At 49.4% G+C, this 19,421-nt stretch carries 19 protein-coding genes and 1 tRNA gene; all 20 read left to right on the forward strand.

Annotation, left to right across the window (positions count from 1 at the left end):
- Window positions 1–194 precede the first annotated feature (194 nt).
- A complete protein-coding gene (locus FP827_06245; GenBank protein ID MBA3052668.1) occupies window positions 195–1,133 on the forward strand; it encodes a class I SAM-dependent methyltransferase in 939 nt (312 codons plus the stop codon).
- On the forward strand, window positions 1,114–2,055 hold the full coding sequence (locus FP827_06250; protein ID MBA3052669.1) for a glycosyltransferase family 2 protein: 942 nt from the start codon (window positions 1,114–1,116) through the stop codon (window positions 2,053–2,055). Before FP827_06245 ends, FP827_06250 begins: the two co-directional genes overlap by 20 nt.
- Before the next feature lie 264 nt (window positions 2,056–2,319).
- The gene (locus FP827_06255) at window positions 2,320–2,643 is read left to right on the forward strand and encodes a hypothetical protein (protein ID MBA3052670.1); all 324 of its coding nucleotides are present in this window, start codon (window positions 2,320–2,322) and stop codon (window positions 2,641–2,643) included.
- A complete protein-coding gene (locus FP827_06260; protein MBA3052671.1) occupies window positions 2,640–3,617 on the forward strand; it encodes a radical SAM protein in 978 nt (325 codons plus the stop codon). The genes FP827_06255 and FP827_06260 overlap by 4 nt, the downstream gene beginning before the upstream one ends.
- Window positions 3,598–4,542 (forward strand): thioredoxin-disulfide reductase, encoded by a 945-nt coding sequence (gene trxB / locus FP827_06265; protein MBA3052672.1) that lies wholly within the window; start codon window positions 3,598–3,600, stop codon window positions 4,540–4,542. Before FP827_06260 ends, trxB begins: the two co-directional genes overlap by 20 nt.
- Entirely contained in the window at window positions 4,535–5,203 is a 669-nt protein-coding gene (locus FP827_06270) for a hypothetical protein (GenBank protein ID MBA3052673.1), read from the forward strand. The genes trxB and FP827_06270 overlap by 8 nt, the downstream gene beginning before the upstream one ends.
- Entirely contained in the window at window positions 5,196–6,269 is a 1,074-nt protein-coding gene (amrS, locus tag FP827_06275; GenBank protein MBA3052674.1) for an AmmeMemoRadiSam system radical SAM enzyme, read from the forward strand. Before FP827_06270 ends, amrS begins: the two co-directional genes overlap by 8 nt.
- Before the next feature lie 13 nt (window positions 6,270–6,282).
- On the forward strand, window positions 6,283–6,915 hold the full coding sequence (locus tag FP827_06280; GenBank protein ID MBA3052675.1) for a hypothetical protein: 633 nt from the start codon (window positions 6,283–6,285) through the stop codon (window positions 6,913–6,915).
- Window positions 6,912–9,152: a hypothetical protein gene (locus FP827_06285; GenBank protein ID MBA3052676.1), complete on the forward strand. Its 2,241-nt coding sequence runs from the start codon at window positions 6,912–6,914 to the stop codon at window positions 9,150–9,152. The genes FP827_06280 and FP827_06285 overlap by 4 nt, the downstream gene beginning before the upstream one ends.
- 23 nt (window positions 9,153–9,175) lie before the next feature.
- Window positions 9,176–9,700, forward strand: coding sequence for a TlpA family protein disulfide reductase (locus tag FP827_06290; GenBank protein MBA3052677.1), 525 nt, complete (start codon window positions 9,176–9,178; stop codon window positions 9,698–9,700).
- A gap of 1 nt (window position 9,701) precedes the next feature.
- Entirely contained in the window at window positions 9,702–10,022 is a 321-nt protein-coding gene (locus tag FP827_06295; protein MBA3052678.1) for a hypothetical protein, read from the forward strand.
- Between the two features lie 102 nt (window positions 10,023–10,124).
- A tRNA-Ala gene (locus FP827_06300) sits at window positions 10,125–10,197 on the forward strand.
- 114 nt (window positions 10,198–10,311) lie between these two features.
- Window positions 10,312–10,659, forward strand: coding sequence for a histidine triad nucleotide-binding protein (locus tag FP827_06305; GenBank protein MBA3052679.1), 348 nt, complete (start codon window positions 10,312–10,314; stop codon window positions 10,657–10,659).
- A 29-nt stretch (window positions 10,660–10,688) separates the two neighbouring features.
- On the forward strand, window positions 10,689–10,910 hold the full coding sequence (locus FP827_06310) for a 30S ribosomal protein S21 (protein ID MBA3052680.1): 222 nt from the start codon (window positions 10,689–10,691) through the stop codon (window positions 10,908–10,910).
- A gap of 51 nt (window positions 10,911–10,961) precedes the next feature.
- Window positions 10,962–11,924, forward strand: a complete 963-nt coding sequence (locus FP827_06315; GenBank protein ID MBA3052681.1) for an NGG1p interacting factor NIF3 — start codon at window positions 10,962–10,964, stop codon at window positions 11,922–11,924.
- A 7-nt stretch (window positions 11,925–11,931) separates the two neighbouring features.
- Window positions 11,932–13,746 carry a DNA primase gene (locus tag FP827_06320; GenBank protein ID MBA3052682.1) on the forward strand — a complete coding sequence of 605 codons (1,815 nt, stop codon included), beginning with the start codon at window positions 11,932–11,934 and terminating at the stop codon, window positions 13,744–13,746.
- Window positions 13,715–15,817, forward strand: coding sequence for a sigma-70 family RNA polymerase sigma factor (locus FP827_06325; protein MBA3052683.1), 2,103 nt, complete (start codon window positions 13,715–13,717; stop codon window positions 15,815–15,817). Before FP827_06320 ends, FP827_06325 begins: the two co-directional genes overlap by 32 nt.
- A 68-nt stretch (window positions 15,818–15,885) precedes the next feature.
- Window positions 15,886–17,250, forward strand: a complete 1,365-nt coding sequence (locus FP827_06330) for a UDP-N-acetylmuramate--L-alanine ligase (protein ID MBA3052684.1) — start codon at window positions 15,886–15,888, stop codon at window positions 17,248–17,250.
- A 70-nt stretch (window positions 17,251–17,320) separates the two neighbouring features.
- Window positions 17,321–18,466, forward strand: a complete 1,146-nt coding sequence (gene nusA / locus FP827_06335; GenBank protein MBA3052685.1) for a transcription termination factor NusA — start codon at window positions 17,321–17,323, stop codon at window positions 18,464–18,466.
- 25 nt (window positions 18,467–18,491) lie between these two features.
- Window positions 18,492–19,421 (forward strand): hypothetical protein (locus FP827_06340; protein MBA3052686.1); only part of this gene is annotated, 930 nt, incomplete at its 3' end.

The following is a 19,421-nucleotide window of genomic DNA, read 5'->3' on the forward strand; positions in this document are numbered from 1 at the left end:
CAATCTTTATGCAATACCCAAAGAGATATTTGATCACCCTAATTTATCGTGGGGCGTAATTGAAAAGTATTACAGAAAATTTTATTTGGAGTTTTATTTCCGTCCGTCTTTTATTTTCAGATATGCTTTTAGGTCGCTGAAAAGCGGCACTATATTCAGGGATATAAAATATTTTTTGAGCACAAAATGGTAGTATGAAATCTATTAAATGTAAAGTTTGTGGAAACAATGATTCCTATGTGTTTGGTTTTGCAAAATGTCCCGATGGAACGACGCCGCGTATTTTTAATTTGCGCAAATGCTCTAATTGCGGATTTGTATATTTATATCCAAAACCTTCAGGCGCTGAAATGAATGCATTTTATTTTGACGAATATTATGGCGCCTCAGTATCAGCGTCAGTGTCCGCGGCGGCATTTTCACTATTTAGGCTTTTGCGGAAGCAAAGGGTCAATAAGTATAAAAAAACAGGGAGAATTCTGGACGTGGGTTGTGGAGACGGGAGTTTTCTTTCTCTGATGAGAAAAAGCGGCTGGGATGTTGCCGGTGTGGAAACTTCAGAAAGTGGTATCAAGCGCTGCGAGCGCGAAAAAATTAATATATCCGGTGATATAGATTTTCCGGAAGAATATTTTGACTTTATCACATTATGGCATTCCCTGGAACATATAGAAAACCCTTTGGAAACTTTAAAAAAGCTCCACGGGGTTTTGTCAAAGCAAGGAATACTTCTTATATCCGTGCCGAATATAGAGTGCATGGAATACGTTCTATTTAAAAGATTTTGGTTTCATCTTGATCTCCCCAGACATCTGTACCATTTCTCGCCGGAAACATTAAAAAAATTGATAAAGAAAGCAGGCTTTAAAACGATTGAAATAAATCACTGCTCTTTTGAATATAATCCTTACGGATTGTTTCAGACCATCGCGAATGTTTTCACTTCGGAATTTAATTTTTTCTATAAGCAAGTTAAAAGAAATCAGCCTCGGGGGAAACGGTTTTTTTTAAACGTGGCTTTATCAATATTTACGGTGGTGGTTTTTGCCATTCCCGCTTTTTGTGTTTCTTATGTTTTTTCTTTTTTAAAAAAAGGGGGGGTAATACATTTATATGCTGAAAAAATTTCTTAAAAACTATGTCCTAGGCAGGTTGGGTGTTTACAGCGTTCTGTTATTTCTTTTTGGTATGTTTCTTTATGCTTTAAGTGTGGTTTATTTCCTCCAAAATGGTATTTCGCCATTGATGGTGTCTATTCCAATAGGCCTTATGCTTACCTCGGGGGTATTGTTTTTGATAGATATAGTTGTGCTGAGAAATTTGTTAGTGGGGAGAGAAGAAATAAGAGTTGAATCAATTTCGGGTAAACGCGTCGCGGTTGGGATGACGGCATATAATGACGAAGAATGTATAGGAAACGCTGTGACGGATTTTATGAGTTCACCAATTGTCAAAAGCGTGACGGTAATTGATAATAATAGCTCTGATCGTACAAGCGAAAAATCAATCGCCGCCGGCGCCGCGGTGGTCATTGAAAAAAAACAGGGCTATGGCTATGCCTGCATGAGGGCATTAGAAGAGGCTTCTAAGGTTGGAGACATAATCGTTTTAGTAGAGGGAGATGAAACTTTTTCCGCCAGAGACTTAAAGAAATTATTACCATATTTGGAAAATTGCGATATGGTAGTCGGCACAAGAACGACCAGGGAATTAAATAGCCCCGATTCGCAAATGGATTGGGTGATGGTTCTTGGAAATATTGTCGTTGCGAAACTGCTGCAAATAAGATTTTGGGGAATTAGATTTACTGATATGGGGTGTACGTATAGGGTTATGAGAAAAGAGGCATACGAAAAAATTAAGGACAAACTTGCGGTAGGAAAAATGCATTTTCTCCCGCATATGTTGATTCAAGCGCTTAAAGCCGGGCTGAAGATCATAGAAGTGCCGATAACTTTGAGAAAAAGAGCGGGTAAATCCAAAGGCGTCGGTAATAAAAAATTAACCGCTATAGTCGTCGGGATAAGAATGATTTCACTGATTCTTTTCTCATGAAATCCGGCGAATTAATGAGTTTTACAGCAACATTATTCTGTTAAATTTACGCGCGGATTTTTCGTGGGGTAATCCAATAGCGGGCTTAGGGATTTGACGCCTATGGATTTTGATTTGAATAGAGATCCTGCATCCGGGTGACAGTTGGGGTGTTTTTTGATATTCTCTTGGTAGAAAAATGGGGCGAAGAATGCCGGGCAATCACATAGACAATAATGTCGATTGTCTCTATCCGGCAAAAGGAAATTTGAGGGAGAAGATTAAATGAGGATAGCGGAGAAGCTGGCGGCTTCGGTGAAGGGCGTTTCTTTTGAGTGCTTCCCGCCGAAAACGGAGAAGGGGCGGCATAACCTTTATGCCGCCCTGGGCGGGCTTGAAAAATACAGGCCTCTTTTCGTGTCTGTGACATACGGCGCCGGCGGCGGAAACAAGGACACTGCCGTGGGAACAGTTCTGTCGCACAAAAAAGATTTCTCCTTTGAGGTCACTCCCCATCTGACATGCATAGGCGCGCCTGTCGGGGAAATAAACCGGATACTTGATACATATAAAGCCGCGCGCATAATAGAAAACGCCGGTATTTTATGAAATACAAGTATCTCTTCGGGCCTGTCCCGTCGAGGAGGCTTGGCCTTTCGCTGGGAATAGATCTTGTCCCGCTCAAAACATGTTCTTTTAATTGCGTTTACTGCGAATGCGGTGCCACGACGGCGCTGACAGTCTCCCGCAGGGAATATGTCCCCGCGAGCCGCGTGATAGAGGAGCTGGATGATTTTCTATCCGGGAAACCCGATCTTGATTTCATCACCTTCGCCGGCTCCGGCGAGCCCACACTTCACAGCCGCATAGGCGATGTCATATCGTTCGTCAAAAATAAATTCCCTCAATACAGGGTGTGCGTTCTCACCAATGGTTCGCTTTTTCATCTTAAAAGCGTCAGGGCCGATCTCATGAGGGCTGACAAGGTTATTCCTTCGCTTGACGCGGCGTCTGTGTCCGCGTGGAAAAAACTGAACCGCCCGCACGGCTCACTCGATCTGAAAAAATTGATAAATGCTCTGGAAATGTTCGGAAAAGAGTATGAGGGGGATTACGCTGTGGAAGTTTTTATCGTGCCCGGCGTGAATGATTCGACGGAAGAACTTTCAAGACTTAAAAAGGCGCTTATGAAAATAAAGCCTTCATCCGTTCAGCTCAATTCTCTTGTCAGGCCCGGCACTGAAACATCCCTCAGGTGCGCGTCAGAGGCGTCTCTGAAAAAGATAGCGCGATTTTTCGCTCCGCTCAAAGCGGAGCTCGCTGGAGCTCCGGGGAGGAAAATATCGCCGGCCTTTAAGAAAGGCCTCACCCACAAGATATTGTCGGCCGTATCCCGCCGTCCCCTCACGCTGGAAGACCTCGCCGCCGTTACCGGTTTGAGGATCGTTGAACTGACCAAAATCGCCGATGCCCTGAGGTCTTCGGGGCGTGTTGTTTTTATAAAACAGGGCCGTAAAAACTTTATAAAAAAAGCGGAAAAGAAATTGACGCGGAGGAAGCAAAGTGGAAAACAAATTATTTGACACGGTTATCATAGGAGGAGGCCCCGCGGGCCTTACCGCCGGCATTTACGCCGCGCGCGGCGGCCTTGAGACGGTGCTCCTTGAAAAAGCCGCCGTCGGGGGTTTGGCCATTCTCACCGATAAGATAGAGAATTATCCGGGTTTTCCGGAAGGCATAAACGGCGCAGAACTGATCATGCTTTTTGAAAAGCAGGCACGCCGTTTCGGCGCCCGGATAGAGAGCGCTGAGGTCAAGGATGTGCGGGCTCTTCCCGAAGGCGGTTTTGAGGTTATCAGCTCGTCCGGCTCTTTCAAAACACTATCCGTTATAATAGCAGCGGGGACTCTCCCCAGAAAACTCAATGTACCCGGGGAAAAAGAATTCACCGGCCACGGCGTTTCATACTGCGCCACATGCGATGGGCCTTTTTTCAGAGATAAAACGGTCGCCGTCGCGGGGGGAGGGGACGCGGCTGTTGAAGAGGCCCTTTTTCTCACCCGCTTCGCCTCAAAAGTATATCTCATCCACCGCCGCGACAGGCTTCGGGCGGCTTCCGCTATAAGGGCACGCGCGGAAAAAAACGATAAGTTGGAATTCGTGTGGGATTCCGCCGTGAAAGAGATACTCGGTTCCGGCAGCGTGGAGCGCCTGAAAATAGAGAATGTTAAAACCGGCGACCGGAGAGATATTGAGTGTTCGGGCGTTTTCGTTTTTATAGGTTACGACCCGGCCACGGCCGCTTTCGCCCCGCTTGCGGAAAGGGACGGGAAAGGGTTTATAAAAGTGAGCGCGGATATGATGACTTCCAGGGAAGGCGTTTTCGCCTGCGGCGACTGCGTGAGAAAACCGCTTTTTCAGGTTGTCACGGCCTGCGCCGAAGGCGCCGAGGCCGCTTTCGCGGCGGTTAAATTCGTCGAGAAGATCAAAGGAGAATCGTATGAATGATTCACATGGAGACGGGGGAGTGCTCCAGCGCATCAAGACAGAGTTGAGTCATCACGCGCCTTTTACGGCCGTCGGCGCGGCTTCGGGAATTATTCTGATGTTCATGTTCAGCGGCATGTCTTCAAAAACGGCGCTCGGTATTTTCAATGTGTTCCATCCGGCGCATGTTTTTTTGAGCGCCATGGTCACATCGGCGCTGTATCAGCTTTACAGATGCGGAAGGCTGAAGGGAAAATGCGCTCTGGCCGGGCTGCTCGCCGTGGGCTACATAGGTTCCGTCGGTATTGCCACGATCAGCGATTCTATCATACCCTATCTGGGCGAGTTGATGTTAGGGCTTCCGCACCCTCACGCGCATATCGGTTTCATAGAGGAGTGGCACATTATCAATCCTGCCGCCTTCGCCGGAATAGCCCTGGCCTATTTCGCGCCCTACACGAAATTTCCGCACGCGGGGCATGTTCTTTTGAGCACATGGGCTTCGCTCTTCCACATAATCAGCGCCGGCGGGAATATGGGCCCCGCCTCTTATGCCGTTGTATTCATCTTCCTTTTCATAGCCGTGTGGATCCCCTGCTGTGTGAGTGACATTGTGTTCCCGCTCCTGTTTGTGGGCGGCGGCAGTAACGCTCATTCCGGCGGGGCTATCAGCATTGAATAAAAAAAACATATTGGCTCTGGCGCTTTTGGCTCTGCTGGTATCCTCTTCAAAAAAACTCCAGCCCGCCCGTTACTGGAAGAGCGCGGGAAAGAAAAACGCGCAATGCCTCCTCTGTCCGCGGGCCTGCCTGATAGCGCCGGGAAAGCGCGGTTTCTGCACGGCAAGGATAAACGAAGACGGCAGGCTTTATTCGCTGACTTACGGCAAGCTCGTGGCGGCGCATCTGGATCCTATAGAAAAAAAACCTTTTTTCCATGTCATTCCGGGTACATCAGCTTTTTCAATAGCGACGGCCGGATGTAATATGAGGTGCCTTTTCTGCCAGAACTGGAGCATATCACAGACAGCGCCCGATAAAGCCCTGTCGTCGGATATGACGCCCGAACAGGTGGTGAGAGCCGCTGAAGAAAGCGGCAGCCCTTTCGTGGTCTACACCTACACCGAGCCCACGGTTTTTTATGAGTATATGATTGACATCTGCCGCCTCGCAAGGAAGAGAGGCCTGAAAAACGCCATGCATTCCTGCGGTTACATCAATCCCGAACCTCTGAAGGAACTTCTCAAATACATGACCGCCGTCAACATAGACCTCAAGGGATTCAACGAGGATTTTTACAGGAAAATGGGCTCCTTCGCCGAAATCGGTGCTGTTCTGAAAACTCTCAGAATAATCAAAAAATCCGGCGTGTGGCTTGAAATAACGAATCTTGTTATTCCGGGACAGAACGATTCTCCCGAAGATATAAAAAGGATGTGCGAGTGGATAAAAAAAGAGCTGGGTGCGGATGTGCCGCTCCATTTCAGCCGTTTTCATCCGGCCTACCGTCTCCAGAATCTCCCGCCGACGCCCTTAAAAACTTTGCGGGCGGCATATGATATCGCCAAAGCCGCGGGGCTGAAATATGTTTATATAGGCAATGTTCCGGGGCACGATTATGAGAGCACTTATTGCCCGGAATGCGGAGAACTGCTTGTCAAAAGGATAGGGTACAGCGTGGTGAGCAACAAAATAAAAAACGGCAGGTGCCCGTCTTGCGGCTGTGGGATCGAGGGCCGGTGGCAATAGGATCGGATGATATATGATTGTGCCGTTTCAATTATTCGGTATCGGATTTCTTCTGACTTTTGCGGGGCCCTGCCTGCTGACCTGCTGTGTGCCGGCGGCGATTTTGTGCGCCGCGGGAAGCTCCGGTAAATTCAGAAAAACTTTTGAATCGGCGCTGCTCTTTCTTTCCGGCAGGCTCTTCTCGACGCTCATATACGGCGTTCTCGCAGGGCTTTCAGTAAGGGCGATAAGCTTATTCCGGGACCGCTACGGCGATACCGTGAGGATTTCCACGGCGCTTTTTTTTATAGCGGCGGCTCTCCTGATCCTGACGGGGGAGGGAAGAGTTCTGCGCTGCCGGACTTTTATTAAAAAAAGCGGTTTTCTTCTTATGGGCGCCGTCATGGGTCTTCTGCCATGTCCGCCGTTCATTGCCGTTTTTATGCAGATAGCGCTGATTTCAGCCGGCGTCAAAGAAGCTCTCTTAAACAGTTTATTTTTCGCTATCGGGATTTTTCTCTCGGGCCTGATTGTGATATGCGCCTGCGGAGGGGCTATGGGGAGAGCCGCCGCGGAGATCATAAAACTGCCTAAAGTCCATTTGGCCGCCCGGATCCTGTGCGCTCTTTTTTTCCTTTTGATTGCGTTGGGATATTTTTTGCGATGACTCTCAACATATTTATTTACGGTTTCACGGTTATGTCCGGTCAGGTTTTGATACTGAGAAGTTTTTTCACGGTTTTTTACGGCAATGAACTTTTCGCGGGTCTGGTTTTGGCTTCCTGGCTTCTGCTGACTTCCGCGGGAGCTTTCGCGGGATCCCGTTTCAGGGACAGGCCGCTGATTTACGCTCTCGGCGCGCAATTTGTTTTTGCTGTTTCACTGCCGCTGGTTATTATTCTCATAAATTACGCGAAAACGGCTTTTGGGATTCCCGAAGGCGCCGCGGCGTCGCCGTTATTGACGCTGGGCGTTTCTTTTCTTCTGCTCGCCCCCTGCTGTTTTTTCGCGGGCGCTGTTTTCCCTCTTTACTGCAGGGCGGCGGAAATATCCGTCAGGCCGATGCCGGGCAGGGTTTATTCGCTTGAAGCGGCCGGCACGGCGCTCGGCGGATTGGTGACCTCGCTTTTTATGATCCGTGTATTTTCAGCTCTTGAGGCGGCATGGATCATCAGTTTTCTTGTTTTTCTCGCCGCAGCTGTCAATATTTTTATCCGGGGCGGAAAACCGGCCGCCCGCATCGCCGCGGTTTTCTTTCTGCTGTTATGGCTGTCCGCGTTCATTTACAATATTCCTTCCCGCATAGAAAGACGCCTGGTTGAGATGCGCTACGCCCCGCGGAAGGTTCTTTTTTCCGCCGATTCCATATACGGGAATATCACCGTAACCGAATACAATGAGCAGAGGACATTTTTAACGGACGGCCTTTATGCTTTCAGCGTCCCTGACAGTCTCAACGCGGCTCTGGCGGCCTATGTTCCCCTTTTGCAGAGGCCCGCTGCGCAAAAGATGCTTTTTGTGGGCGGCGGCCCGGAACCTGCTGTTTTCGCGGCCGATTATCCGGTGGGGGAAATAGTTTGTGTGGAGCAGGACGCGCTGCTTGCGGAAACGATCGCCCGTTTTGCCCGCATACCCCGGCGTGAGGCCGTAAAGATTATCCTGGATGACCCCCGGGTCCATATCAAAAACAGCGCCGCGCCTGTCGGCGGACTTTCAGCCGCGCCTGAGGCGGACGCAGACGCCGCGGAATACGACTGTGTCGTTGTCAATGCCGCTGTGCCGGCCAGCATAAGGGCAAACAGTTATTATACGCGGGATTTTTTTGCGGAAGTGAAGAGGGTCTTGAAACCCGGCGGTATTCTGGTTCTCGGCACCGGGGCTTCGGGTGATTATATGAACCGCGCGCTGACGATGGCGCTCTCTTCGGTTTACAAATCCCTCAAGGATGTTTTTGACGAAGTGGCCGTTCTGCCCGGGGCAAGAGCGTTTTTCATCGCATCTGATGAAAGCCTCAGCAGCGACTGGAGAGCTCTTTTGGCGGAATCTACCGCCTCCGGTGCCTTCCGTATGCTTGACAGCGGCATTGAATCAGACGGTGATCCCGCCAGAGTCAAATGGTTCACGGGGGCGCTGGAGAAGAGCCCCGCCGGGATCAACAGTGATTATAGGCCGCTGGCGTATTATTACGGCCTGATAAACTGGCTGGAACATTTCAGCGTTACGCGCCCGGTCACATCGTTTGTTTTTGCGGGAGAGCGTAAAGCCGCATACGGCCTCATCATCGCCGCCTTTTTATTTATGCTCGCGGCTGGGCGCAAAAAAAATCGAATGCTGGGATTTTTCGTCGCCGTTACGGGTTTTTCCGGAATTTTATTCCAGCTCCTTATAATGATAGTTTTTCAGATACACTTCGGCTATCTCTTTTACCGCATGGGGCTTTTAATAACGCTTTTCATGACGGGGCTTGCCGCGGGGAGTTTCGCGGGGGATAAAATACTTTTCTTCCGAAAGCTTCCGATGAGACGCCTTATTGAAATACAATCCGCTATTTTTATTTTATCCTTATTTCTCGCTTTTTTCTTCTGGCTTGCGGCATACCCCGCTTTCGCATGCTTTATGCGGCCGTTGATGCCGGCCGGATTTATCGCGCTCCCGTTTCTGGCGGCTTTTCCGATAGGTTTGCGTTTTCCCGTGGCGCTGTTTACGCTTGACGGGAAAAGCCACGGGAGTCCGGGCCGGATTTACGCCGTGGAGCTCGCGGGTTCGGCCGCGGGGGCTGTTATCGGGGGTATTTATATGATCCCGCTCCTGGGTATTTTCGGCAGCTGCTTTCTGCTTGCCGCTTTAAATTTCATTGCTTTATCGGGGCTTTTTTCTTACAATCTAAGGAGCAGCGTGTCGTGAAAAAATCTGAAAAGGAGAGTGCTATGAAAAAATTTTTAATGGCGATGGCGATCGTCCTTTCTTTTTCCGCATGCGGTGTGGATGAAAACGGCGGAAGCGCTTCCACCCGGAGTTCTGTGAACGCGCCCCGCGCGGCTGCCGCCGGCTTTTCGCTTCCGTCGGTAAACGGCGGTACTGTCAGCCTCTCCGAACTGAGAGGGAAGGTTGTGCTGATAGACTTCTGGGCGACATGGTGCGGCCCCTGCGTTTATGAGATACCCGCTTTCATCAATCTGAAAAACAAATACGCCAAAGACGGTTTTGAGATCATCGGCCTTTCCGTCGACAGGGACAGATCGCAGATGACCGCTTTCATCAGGGAAAAGGGGATAAATTATCCCATAGCTTACGCCGACGCGGAACTTCAGGAAAAATACGGCGGCATCAGGGGGATACCCACGACATTTTTTATAGACAAAAAGGGGCGCATAGCCGAGAAAGTGGTGGGAGCGCACGAAGAGAATTTTTTTGATAAAAAAATAAAAGATCTGCTTATGGAGGAGGAATAAAATGGGCGAAAAAATAAAAACGGAGATGGAAGATGCCGGTGAGAGACTGAAAGAATTTTACGAAAAGGCGAAGGTTTTCACCAAAGATGTCAGCGGCAGGATATCAAAGCAGGCGGGGATACAAAAACTGAACATAGATGCCCTGAAACTTAATGATAAGCTTGAAGCGTCTTACAGGGAACTGGGGGAGAAGAGTTTCGCGTATTTCAGGAAAAATCCGCCCGCCGACGCCGAGATAAAAAAACTTATAGCAGGCATCAAATCGCAGAACACCGCGATAAAGAGTTTGAAGGCGAAGATCTCAAGACAGAAAAAGTCCTGAGAGCGCTTTGCGCGGCCGCTTGCTAAAAATAAATTTCTTATATAGAATACCGCAATGAAAAACAGCCGGCTGACGGTTGTCTTTCACGAAGATTGATTTTATGGGGGTGTAGCTCAGCTGGGAGAGTGCTTGCATGGCATGCAAGAGGTCAGGGGTTCGATCCCCCTCACCTCCAAAAAAAACAAGAACCCCTGCCTGAGGGCAGGGCAGGCAGTTGACAGCATTTCACGGATTTTACTTTCACCTATTGCCATTTGACTGAAATCAGACTATAATAAGCACTTGTGTTATGGAAGAAATAAAAGAATGCCTGTTTTGCGCCATAGCGTCGGGAAGAGTGAAAGCTGATATTGTCTATAGGGACGATGAGACGCTCGCTTTCCGGGATGTGGACCCAAAAGCGCCGGATCATGTGCTGATAATACCTTTGAAGCACATAGCTTCGGTGAGCGCAATGTCGGATGAAGACGCGCCGCTGATGGGGAAGATCATCAACACGGCAAGGAAAGTGGCCCTGGAGCTCTCTCTTGAGAACTACAGGCTGGTTATAAACAACGGTAAGGATGCGGGGCAGTCGGTTTTTCATGTGCACGCGCATCTGCTCGGCGGAAGGCTTTTCGGCTGGCCGCCGGGATAGGTTTTTTGAGAGGGGGAGGTGAATTACAATTGGCTTATATCAAGATAAGTGAGAACGAGAGATTTGAGAGCGCCCTTAGAAGGTTCAAGAGGCAGTGCGAGAACGAGGGTCTGCTCAAAGAGATCAAAAAAAGGCAATACTACGAAAGCCCCAGTATGCTCCGGAAAAAACTGAAAGACGATCTGAAAAGGCGTCAGAGGGTTAATGCTTCCCGGGCGCTGAGGATTCAGTCTAAGCGCACCGGCAAATAGGCGCCCCCGCGCGAGGGGCCGGGGACATCCCGCGCCCGAGAGGAGTCAAAGATGAAAATAAGTGAGTTTTTTTCTTATTGCGTCAAGTGCGGCATAGAGGCGGATCCGCGGGGCGTTACATCGGTCAAAAAAGTGCTGGCCGAAGAAAAAAAGAGCTTTGAGAAGCTTTCTTCCGACGAGAAAAAATACTACGACAGCGAACGGCTGAGCAACCCTTATGCCGATTCGCGCATATCAAACAACCCGTCAGACGGCTCTGTGAAGAGGATAATGTGCGGGATAGACATAGGCGTGGAGGATCTGCTGCTGGCCGACAGGCTTTCCCAAAAAGGAGAGAAGATAGACCTTGTGGCGGCTCATCATCCCAACGGCTATTCCTACTGCACATTTCACCAGGTGATGGCCATGCAGGCCGAGATACAATCTGGATGGGGCGTGCCGATAAACATAGCCGAGAGCCTGCTCAATGAAAGGCAGGAGCTGGTGGGAAGGTCCGTTATGCCGCGCAACCACGCTCAGGCCACAGACGCGGCCGTTCTTCTGGGCATTCCCATGTGCAATGTCCACACTCCCGCCGACAACCATGTGACGGAATTCCTGGGAAAGAAGTTTAAAAACCTGAATAAGCTGAAGCTGGAAGAGGTCATAAAGATGCTTGAGAAGGTGCCGGAGTACGATCACGCCCGCCTGAAGCATCTGCCGGGCCCGACGATAGTCAACGGCAAGCCGTCTTCTTCCGCCGGAAAGGTCGTTGTCGATATGACGGGCGGCACCGAAGGTTCCGTCGAGGCCGTATCAAAATTAGCCGACGCCGGTGTGGGCACGATAATAGGCATGCATTTCAGCGAGAAGCATATAGAACAGGCGAAAAAAAGCCGCATAAACATAATAATAGCCGGTCATATCTCATCCGATAATCTGGGGCTGAACCTTCTTTTCGACAAAGTGGAGAAGAAATACGGGAAGTTCCATGTGACGGAGTGCTCCGGGTTTCACCGCATAAGAAGAAAATAAGCACCTGATGGCCTATCCTTCTGATTTCATAGAGAAAGTGCGCGCGTCGTCGGACATCGTTTCCGTCGCCGAGCAGTATTTTCCTCTTCGCCGCGCCGGGGGCAATTTTACGGCGCTGTGCCCTTTTCACAGCGAGAAGACGCCTTCTTTCGTGATCTCAAAACAGAAGCAGATATACAAATGTTTCGGCTGCGGCGAGGGCGGGAATGTCTTCACCTTCGTTATGAAGCTGGACAGGGTTTCATTTCCCGAAGCAGTCCGTTCTCTCGCTGTCCGGGCCGGGATAGAGGTGCCGGAGAAAGCCGCCGGCCCCGAGGAGAAAAGAAAGAATTATCTTTTTTCCGTTATGAGCAGAATAAGTAAATTTTACGCGGATAATCTCAAAAAAAGCAAAATGGCGGGGGATTATCTTTTCAAAAGGGGCATCACGCCGGAAATGGCCGAGAAATTCGGCATGGGTTTCTCTCCCGACGGCGAGACGCTGATTAAATTCGCGAAGGGCGAGAACATCGCATCAGGCGATCTTTTAAAGCTCGGACTCGTCGTTGAGAGGGCGGGCTCTCTGACTGACAAATTCAGGTTCAGGATAATATTCCCCATCTGCGACTCCCAGGGCAGAACCGTGGGTTTCGGCGGCCGCGCCGTGGGCGATTCCAAGGTGAAATACCTCAATTCGCCGGAGACGATTCTTTTCCGCAAGAGCGAGGTGCTCTATGCCATGGATATAGCGAAGAAAAACATCATCGACGAGGGCAGGGTCATAGTGACGGAAGGATACATGGATGTCCTCACCCTCCATCAGTTCGGTTTCACGAACGCCGTGGGTGTACTGGGGACGGCGTTTACGGACAGCCATGTTTATCAGCTGGCGCGCTTTACCGAAAAAGTCTATATGCTCTTTGATTCCGACGCCGCGGGCATAACCGCCGTTTTGCGCTCCGCCGGAAAGGTGCTGTCGGCGGGCCTTGAGACCTATGTGATAAGGCTGCTCAAAACAAAAGACGCCGACGATTTTCTGCACAAATTCGGCTCGCCGGAGCTTGAGGAGAGGATAAAGGAAGCCCATCCTCTGATGGATTTCATAAGAAAACTTTTCATTTACAGGCACAAAGACAAGAATCCGTCATGGAAGGCGGATGTCGTAGGCGAGATCAAGCCCTTTATCAACGCCATCGGCAGCGCCGTCACGCGTGAGGAAGAGATAAAGAGGACGGCACAGGCTCTGGAAGTGAGCGCGGCCGCGGTTGAGAAAGAGATGAGTAAGAGTTCAGCTCCCTCTTATGCCGCCGATGAGCCCGGCGCGCCGGGCGCTTTGCGGGATAAAAAGGAAATAAGCAAGAGGGAGAAAATAGAGAGGGCGATAATATGTTTTCTCGTCAATTATCCGGAATTCGTTGATGTTTTTCACAAGTCGGCCAAAGCGGAAGATTTTGAATACATGGGAGATTTTTTGAATAGCGTTTACGAGAGTATTGAAGAGGGTGAGGGCATATCGGCCTCAAATCTGATATCAAAATTCTCGCAGGATTCATTGTCGGGCGGTGATTCGGATTTCATCGCCGAACTGACGGCTTCCGTCATAAAAAACGACGCTCCGGCCGACAAGGAAGAGATACTGAAAAAGAAGAAAGAGGCGGAAAGCCTGGCGGACGCGTTTGTGCTGGCCGTGGATATGGCAACGCGCGAGGAACTGAGGAAAAAACTTCTCGTAAATCCGCAATCGGCCGAGATAGGGAAAGAATACATGCAGATTGTTAATAGGATGGACAGAAAAAGACAGGGAGGGCATTTTGAAAAAGAACGCCGGAAAATCCAAAGATAAAGTGAAAAAAAACAAACAGCTGGAAAAGGCTTCGAAGGCGAAGCCCATGACTAAAGCGACGGCGAAAAAGCCCACGCCGAAAGCGACGGGGAAGAAAAACCCGGTGCCGAAAACCGTCTTAAAGAAAAAAAAGGCGCTGAAGCCCTCCGGGGGAAAAGCCCCCGCTAAAGAGATCGTAAAGAAAAAAACGCCGCAGCCCAAATCATCCCCGCCGGCGAAGAAGTCCGGGCCTGTGAAGCCATCCGCGACGAAGAAAATAAGCATCGAAAGTAAAACCCCGGCATCACTGAAACGAAAATCATCCCCGCCGGCGAAGAAGTCCAAGCCTCTAACTCGCGCCGCGACGAGAACGGCCAGGAAGAAAGACGCTCTGCCCAAGGGCAGGGAACGAGATGACGTGATAAGGGAAATAGTGATGAAGGGCAAGGAATCCGGCTCGATGTCCTTCACACAGCTGAACGAGATGCTGCCGCCGGAATTCACCAATTCCGACACCATTGACGAGGTGCTCACCTCGCTGGAGAGCACGGGTATTGATATAGGCGGGGCCGTGTCTAAGGACGAGATGTCGCTGGTGCCGGTGGCTGAGGTGGATAAAGTTGACACATCCGATTCGGTGAAGATGTTTTTGAGCGAGATGGGGAAGGCCGCGCTTCTGACCAGAGAAGAGGAAACTTTTCTCGCCAAGGGCATCAAAGACAGGGAAAACCGGCTGAATTTTTTGATATTGTCAAATCCCATTATATTCAAAGAGATGGAGAACATAAACGCGCTGCTCCAGGAAGGGGTTATTTCCGCCCGTGAGCTCATGCCCCGGGGTAAAAAGAACGTCAAGATCATAGAGGGTATGAAAAAACGCGTCAGCGAAGCGTCAAACTTCATCCGCAACGGCAGGAAAAAGCTCGTGGAAATGCAGAAAAAGCTTTTTGCCGCCCGGACGAACGAACAAACGCAGCGTCTTAAAAAAGACAGCGTCCGGACCTGCGTGGCCATCTATGAAAAAATAGAAACTCTTGAGCTCAACAGCCAGAAGCTGAAAAGGCTCCTGCATCTGCTCAAAACCGAAGGAAAACGCAGCGCCCTGCTCCTGAATGCCCGCGAAGACCTGCTCAAAAAAGTGGAGGACGAGGGGCAGGTGCGGAAACTCTATAGGCAATACAAAAGAAAAACACTGAGGCCCGACGCTTTTTCCCGTCAGACGGGTTTGAAGGTGAGCCAGTGGCAGGAAAAACAGGACGCGCTGGATAAGATAGCGGAAAATTTGAACCACCTCAGCAGGGAAACCGTTCAGGATCCTGCGGAGCTTCTGATTATCCATGACGAGATACGCGTTCTGGAAAGGGAAATAAGGGACATGAAGCTCAAGGTCGTCAGAAGCAACCTGCGGCTTGTCGTGTCCATAGCGAAGCATCATTCAAACGTGAGGCTCTCTCTGCTGGATCTCATTCAGGAGGGATGCATAGGCCTGATGAAAGCGGTTGATAAGTTTGAGTATAAAAAGGGTTTTAAATTCTCAACCTACGCGACATGGTGGATAAGGCAGTCCATCAACCGGGCGATCGCCGATCAGGCGAGGACCATAAGGATCCCGGTTCACATGAAAGAGGTCATCAGCAAGGTGTCAACATTCTCGCAGAAATTCCGCGCGAAAAAAGGCTTTGACCCTACGCCGGAACAGTGCGCCGAAGGACTGAAAATACCCGTTGAGAGGATATACACGGTCCTCAAAGTCATGCCGGAGCCCTTTTCTCTCGCTCAGCCCGTGGGGGATGAGGATGACGCCCAGCTTGAAGAGTACGTCAAGGACAGCACGATGATCAGCCCGGAGGATTCGGCCCAGATGGATCTGCTCAAGGGCGAGGTTGAAAAACTGCTTTCCGTTCTTTCCGACCGTGAGGGCGAGATCCTGCGGCTGAGATACGGGATAGACTCGGGTTATCCGAGGACTCTTGAAGAGGTGGGGCAGGAATTCAAGGTGACGAGGGAGAGGATAAGGCAGATAGAGGCGAAGGCCGTCAACAAGCTGAAGGAGATCGCCGAATCCAGGAAACTGAAGCAGTATATAGAGTGAAGAAAATGAACAAAAAAACAAAAAAAGCGGGCTTGATCAAAAAAAGCGGTGTGTCGGCGGGCATGAAGGTGTCGCAGAGCGTCAAAAACATACATTTTGTGGGGATAGGCGGCTCCGGCATGAGCGGCATAGCCGAGGTGCTGGCCGGGATGGGTTACGCCATCAGCGGCTCCGACCTCGCGTCCTCTCCCGTCACCAGGCATCTTGAGGATCTCGGCTGTGTTGTGAGAATAGGGCACCGCGCCTCAAATGTCGCCGGCACCCAGGTGGTGGTCATATCTTCCGCCGTCACGCCCGATAATGTGGAGGTGCTCACGGCGGTGAAAAACAAGATCCCCGTCATACAGCGCGCCGAAATGCTGGCGGAACTGATGCGTTTGAAATATAGCATCGCCATTGCCGGCAGTCACGGCAAGACAACGACGACTTCCATGGTCAGCCAGATACTCTCCTCGGCGGGATACGATCCCACGATGGTTATAGGAGGGAGATTCAAGAACATAGCCACAGGCGGTTATAAGGGAAGCGGTGATCTGCTCGTGGCCGAAGCCGACGAGTCGGACGCTTCTTTTCTCAAACTCCTCCCCACGGTTGTGGCCGTGACGAACATAGACGACGATCACATGAATTTTTACGGCAGCATGGACAACCTGAAGCAGACCTTTGTGGATTTTATAAACAGTATACCTTTTTACGGCATGGCTTTTCTCTGCATAGACGACGCCAATATAGCCGAGATCCTGCCGCAGTTGAGGAAACGCTATTTTACTTACGGTTTCTCGCCGTCCGCCGATTACCGCATAAAGATCACGGGCATGGAATATTTTAACACCTCGTATTCCGTCACTTACAGGGGGAAAAACATGGGTTCTCTGATTGTTCCTGCCCCGGGGATGCACAATGTGCTGAATTCCTCGGCGGCCGCCTGCGTTTGTCTCAATCTCGGCATAAGCATGCCGAAGATCAGAAAGGGCCTTAAGGCCTATATGGGTGTTTCCAGAAGGTTTGATGTCAAGGGGATAAAAAAAGGCATTATGGTGATAGATGATTACGCACATCATCCCACCGCGATAGCCATGACGGTTAAAACGGCGCGTGAGATATGGCCGGAAAGAAGAATAGTGGTGCTTTTTCAGCCGCACAGGTATACAAGAACGAAGGAGCAGGCCTGGCAGCTCGGAAGATCTTTCAGCCGCGCGGACGCCGTGTGCCTTCTGCCCATATACTCGGCGGGAGAGAAGAAGATACCGGGCATTACTTCGCAGCTGATATGGGAAAACATACCCAGAACAATAAGAAAGAGGATGTTCGCGTCGCTTAATGAGGCTTCGGAGATCATACCGTCGATGCTGGGTAAAAACGATATTTTTATCACCATAGGCGCGGGAGATGTCTACAAGGCCGGTGAGGCTGTGCTTGAAAAATTGAATTAACGCCGGAATTTTGGTATAATACAAGTTTATGAGCGGCGAATGAGAGAGGGGCAACAGGGGTTGTAATATAATGAGTAAAGAATTTTTGGCGGCGCTGGATCAGATGCAGCACGAAAAAGGCATTCCCAAAGAAGAGATCATTTCTTTGATAGAGCACGCTGTCAGCAAGTGCCTGGTGAAAGTCTACCCTCTTTCGGACAGATACAAGGTGACGCTGGACAGGGAAACCGGCCAGATCGTGGCATGGGGCATTAAAAGCGCCGTGGGGAAAGTGGCGGACCCCAGAAAAGAAATACTTTTGAGCGCCGCCCGCGAGATAGACCCCAAAGTGTCCGAGGGTGATGATGTGGAACTGCCCATAGATGTGGATGAGATAGCCCGCATCGCCAGCCAGACCATCAAGAAAGTCATAACCCAGAGGATCAGGGAATATGAGAAAATATCCGTGTATAAGAAATACAAGCAGATGGAGAACAGGATCGTCTCCGGCAGGGTGTTCCGGTTTATAGGCAGAAAAGCGATCTTTGATTTCGGCGACGCGGAAGCGGTGCTCCCCGCCGACGAGCAGATACCCAAACAGTTTCTCCGGGCGAACTCTTTTGTCAAAACGCTGATACTGAGAGTTGAAGGCAACGAAAAAAAATGCGAGATAATACTTTCCAGGAGCCATCCCGAATTTTTAAAGCAGCTCCTATCCGATGAGGTGCCGGAGATCAAAGAAGGGATAGTGGAGATCGTCAAGGCGGTGCGGCAGCCCGGCATCAGGAGCAAGGTGCTGGTCAAATCGCTGAAAGAGCATGTTGACCCCGTCGGCACCTGCGTGGGAGTGAGGGGTTCGAGGATAAAAACGATCATAAGCGAACTCGGCGGAGAGAAGATAGATCTTGTGGACGCGGCAAAGAATCCCGCCGCGATCGTGGCATCTTCCCTCAGCCCCGCGAGAGTTGAATCCTCGGCGGTAAAGATAAATAAATCAAAGAAGAAGGCCGTCGTTACGATCGATCCTTCGCAGCGCGGACAGGCGCTCGGGCAGGGCGGGTTCAATATCAATCTCGCCTCGGAATTAACCGGCATGGAAATAGACATAGAATTCGGAGAAAAAGAGCTCTCCGATACAGCTGAGGCCGGTGACCCCGAGCCGGCTCCGGCCGTAGCCCCTGAAACTTCGGGGCCGCCGACGGATGGAAACATAGATGAAAAAAAAGAAGACAATTAATCCGTTTTTTATTTCGTAGGAGAAGTTGCCGACAAAATATATGGGAGCAAATGATGCAAAAGATAAAAGTGAATTCAGTTTTCAAGAAGATTCAAAAATACAGTATCCCCGGAGGGACAAAATGAAAAAATATTTAATTCTCAGGGGATTTCAAAACAATAAAATAAAAAACATTCTCATCGCTCTGTTTTTTTTCATTCTGGCAATTCCCCTTTCCGCAGAAAAAAATAAAAAAACGGATGAATACACAGAAAAAACAATCATAAAGGGGGAATGGGGTAACTTAAAGACCCAATTTGGTTTTTATCGTCAACCGTCAGGATATGATTATCCTGATATGGGGCCTAATGCAATAGCTGTAGGCAAAAATGGAGACATATATATCCTCAATCCTGTTAATGACCGCATAGTAATTTACAATGATAAAGGAGGGTATAAATCGACCGTTTCAATAGCTGCATTAAAAAGATATAAAACATATGATCCTTGGCTTAATTATTTAGCAGTAGATTTATCCGGCTACATTTACATTCTTACGAAGCATTTAGATTTTGTTAACGATTCAGTTGTAGTGAAAATAAATAGAAAGGGTGAGATTGTACATCAATATACAACTACTTTAAAACTTAAGGAGTCTTTTAATTCGAAAAGCAAAAAATATGCAGAAGAATTGAAAATTATAGAAAAACAGCCGAACATGGAAATAGTATCGGAGGAAGTTGGCAATTTCATGGGGTTTTTTATAGATAGTAAAGACGATGTATATATACAGGCTGAGGATGCCCATTTAATTAATATTTCTAAAACAAAATCGCACAAAATATACATCAAAGGAGGAAAACCAGCAAAGAATTTAAAACATCTATTTATAAGGAAACCTCTAACTCCTATAAAAAAATATCTTCCAAAGAAACCGCAAGCTATTGCAAATCTAGTCCTAAAAGATGAGAATGGC

This window comes from Candidatus Omnitrophota bacterium, assembly GCA_013791745.1.
In the GTDB taxonomy this organism is placed as follows: Bacteria; CG03; CG03; order CG03; family CG03; genus CG03.

What these genes read in the sequence shown, in the direction of transcription:
- FP827_06270 (MBA3052673.1), top strand. Translation starts at nt 4,535, where the DNA reads ATGAATGATTCACATGGAGACGGGGGAGTGCTCCAGCGCATCAAGACA.
- FP827_06255 (MBA3052670.1), top strand. Translation starts at nt 2,320, where the DNA reads ATGAGGATAGCGGAGAAGCTGGCGGCTTCGGTGAAGGGCGTTTCTTTT.
- FP827_06320 (MBA3052682.1), top strand. Translation starts at nt 11,932, where the DNA reads ATGGCCTATCCTTCTGATTTCATAGAGAAAGTGCGCGCGTCGTCGGAC.
- nusA (MBA3052685.1), top strand. Translation starts at nt 17,321, where the DNA reads ATGAGTAAAGAATTTTTGGCGGCGCTGGATCAGATGCAGCACGAAAAA.
- FP827_06245 (MBA3052668.1), top strand. Translation starts at nt 195, where the DNA reads ATGAAATCTATTAAATGTAAAGTTTGTGGAAACAATGATTCCTATGTG.
- FP827_06280 (MBA3052675.1), top strand. Translation starts at nt 6,283, where the DNA reads ATGATTGTGCCGTTTCAATTATTCGGTATCGGATTTCTTCTGACTTTT.
- FP827_06250 (MBA3052669.1), top strand. Translation starts at nt 1,114, where the DNA reads ATGCTGAAAAAATTTCTTAAAAACTATGTCCTAGGCAGGTTGGGTGTT.
- FP827_06295 (MBA3052678.1), top strand. Translation starts at nt 9,702, where the DNA reads ATGGGCGAAAAAATAAAAACGGAGATGGAAGATGCCGGTGAGAGACTG.
- FP827_06315 (MBA3052681.1), top strand. Translation starts at nt 10,962, where the DNA reads ATGAAAATAAGTGAGTTTTTTTCTTATTGCGTCAAGTGCGGCATAGAG.
- FP827_06285 (MBA3052676.1), top strand. Translation starts at nt 6,912, where the DNA reads ATGACTCTCAACATATTTATTTACGGTTTCACGGTTATGTCCGGTCAG.
- FP827_06260 (MBA3052671.1), top strand. Translation starts at nt 2,640, where the DNA reads ATGAAATACAAGTATCTCTTCGGGCCTGTCCCGTCGAGGAGGCTTGGC.
- FP827_06305 (MBA3052679.1), top strand. Translation starts at nt 10,312, where the DNA reads ATGGAAGAAATAAAAGAATGCCTGTTTTGCGCCATAGCGTCGGGAAGA.
- FP827_06290 (MBA3052677.1), top strand. Translation starts at nt 9,176, where the DNA reads ATGAAAAAATTTTTAATGGCGATGGCGATCGTCCTTTCTTTTTCCGCA.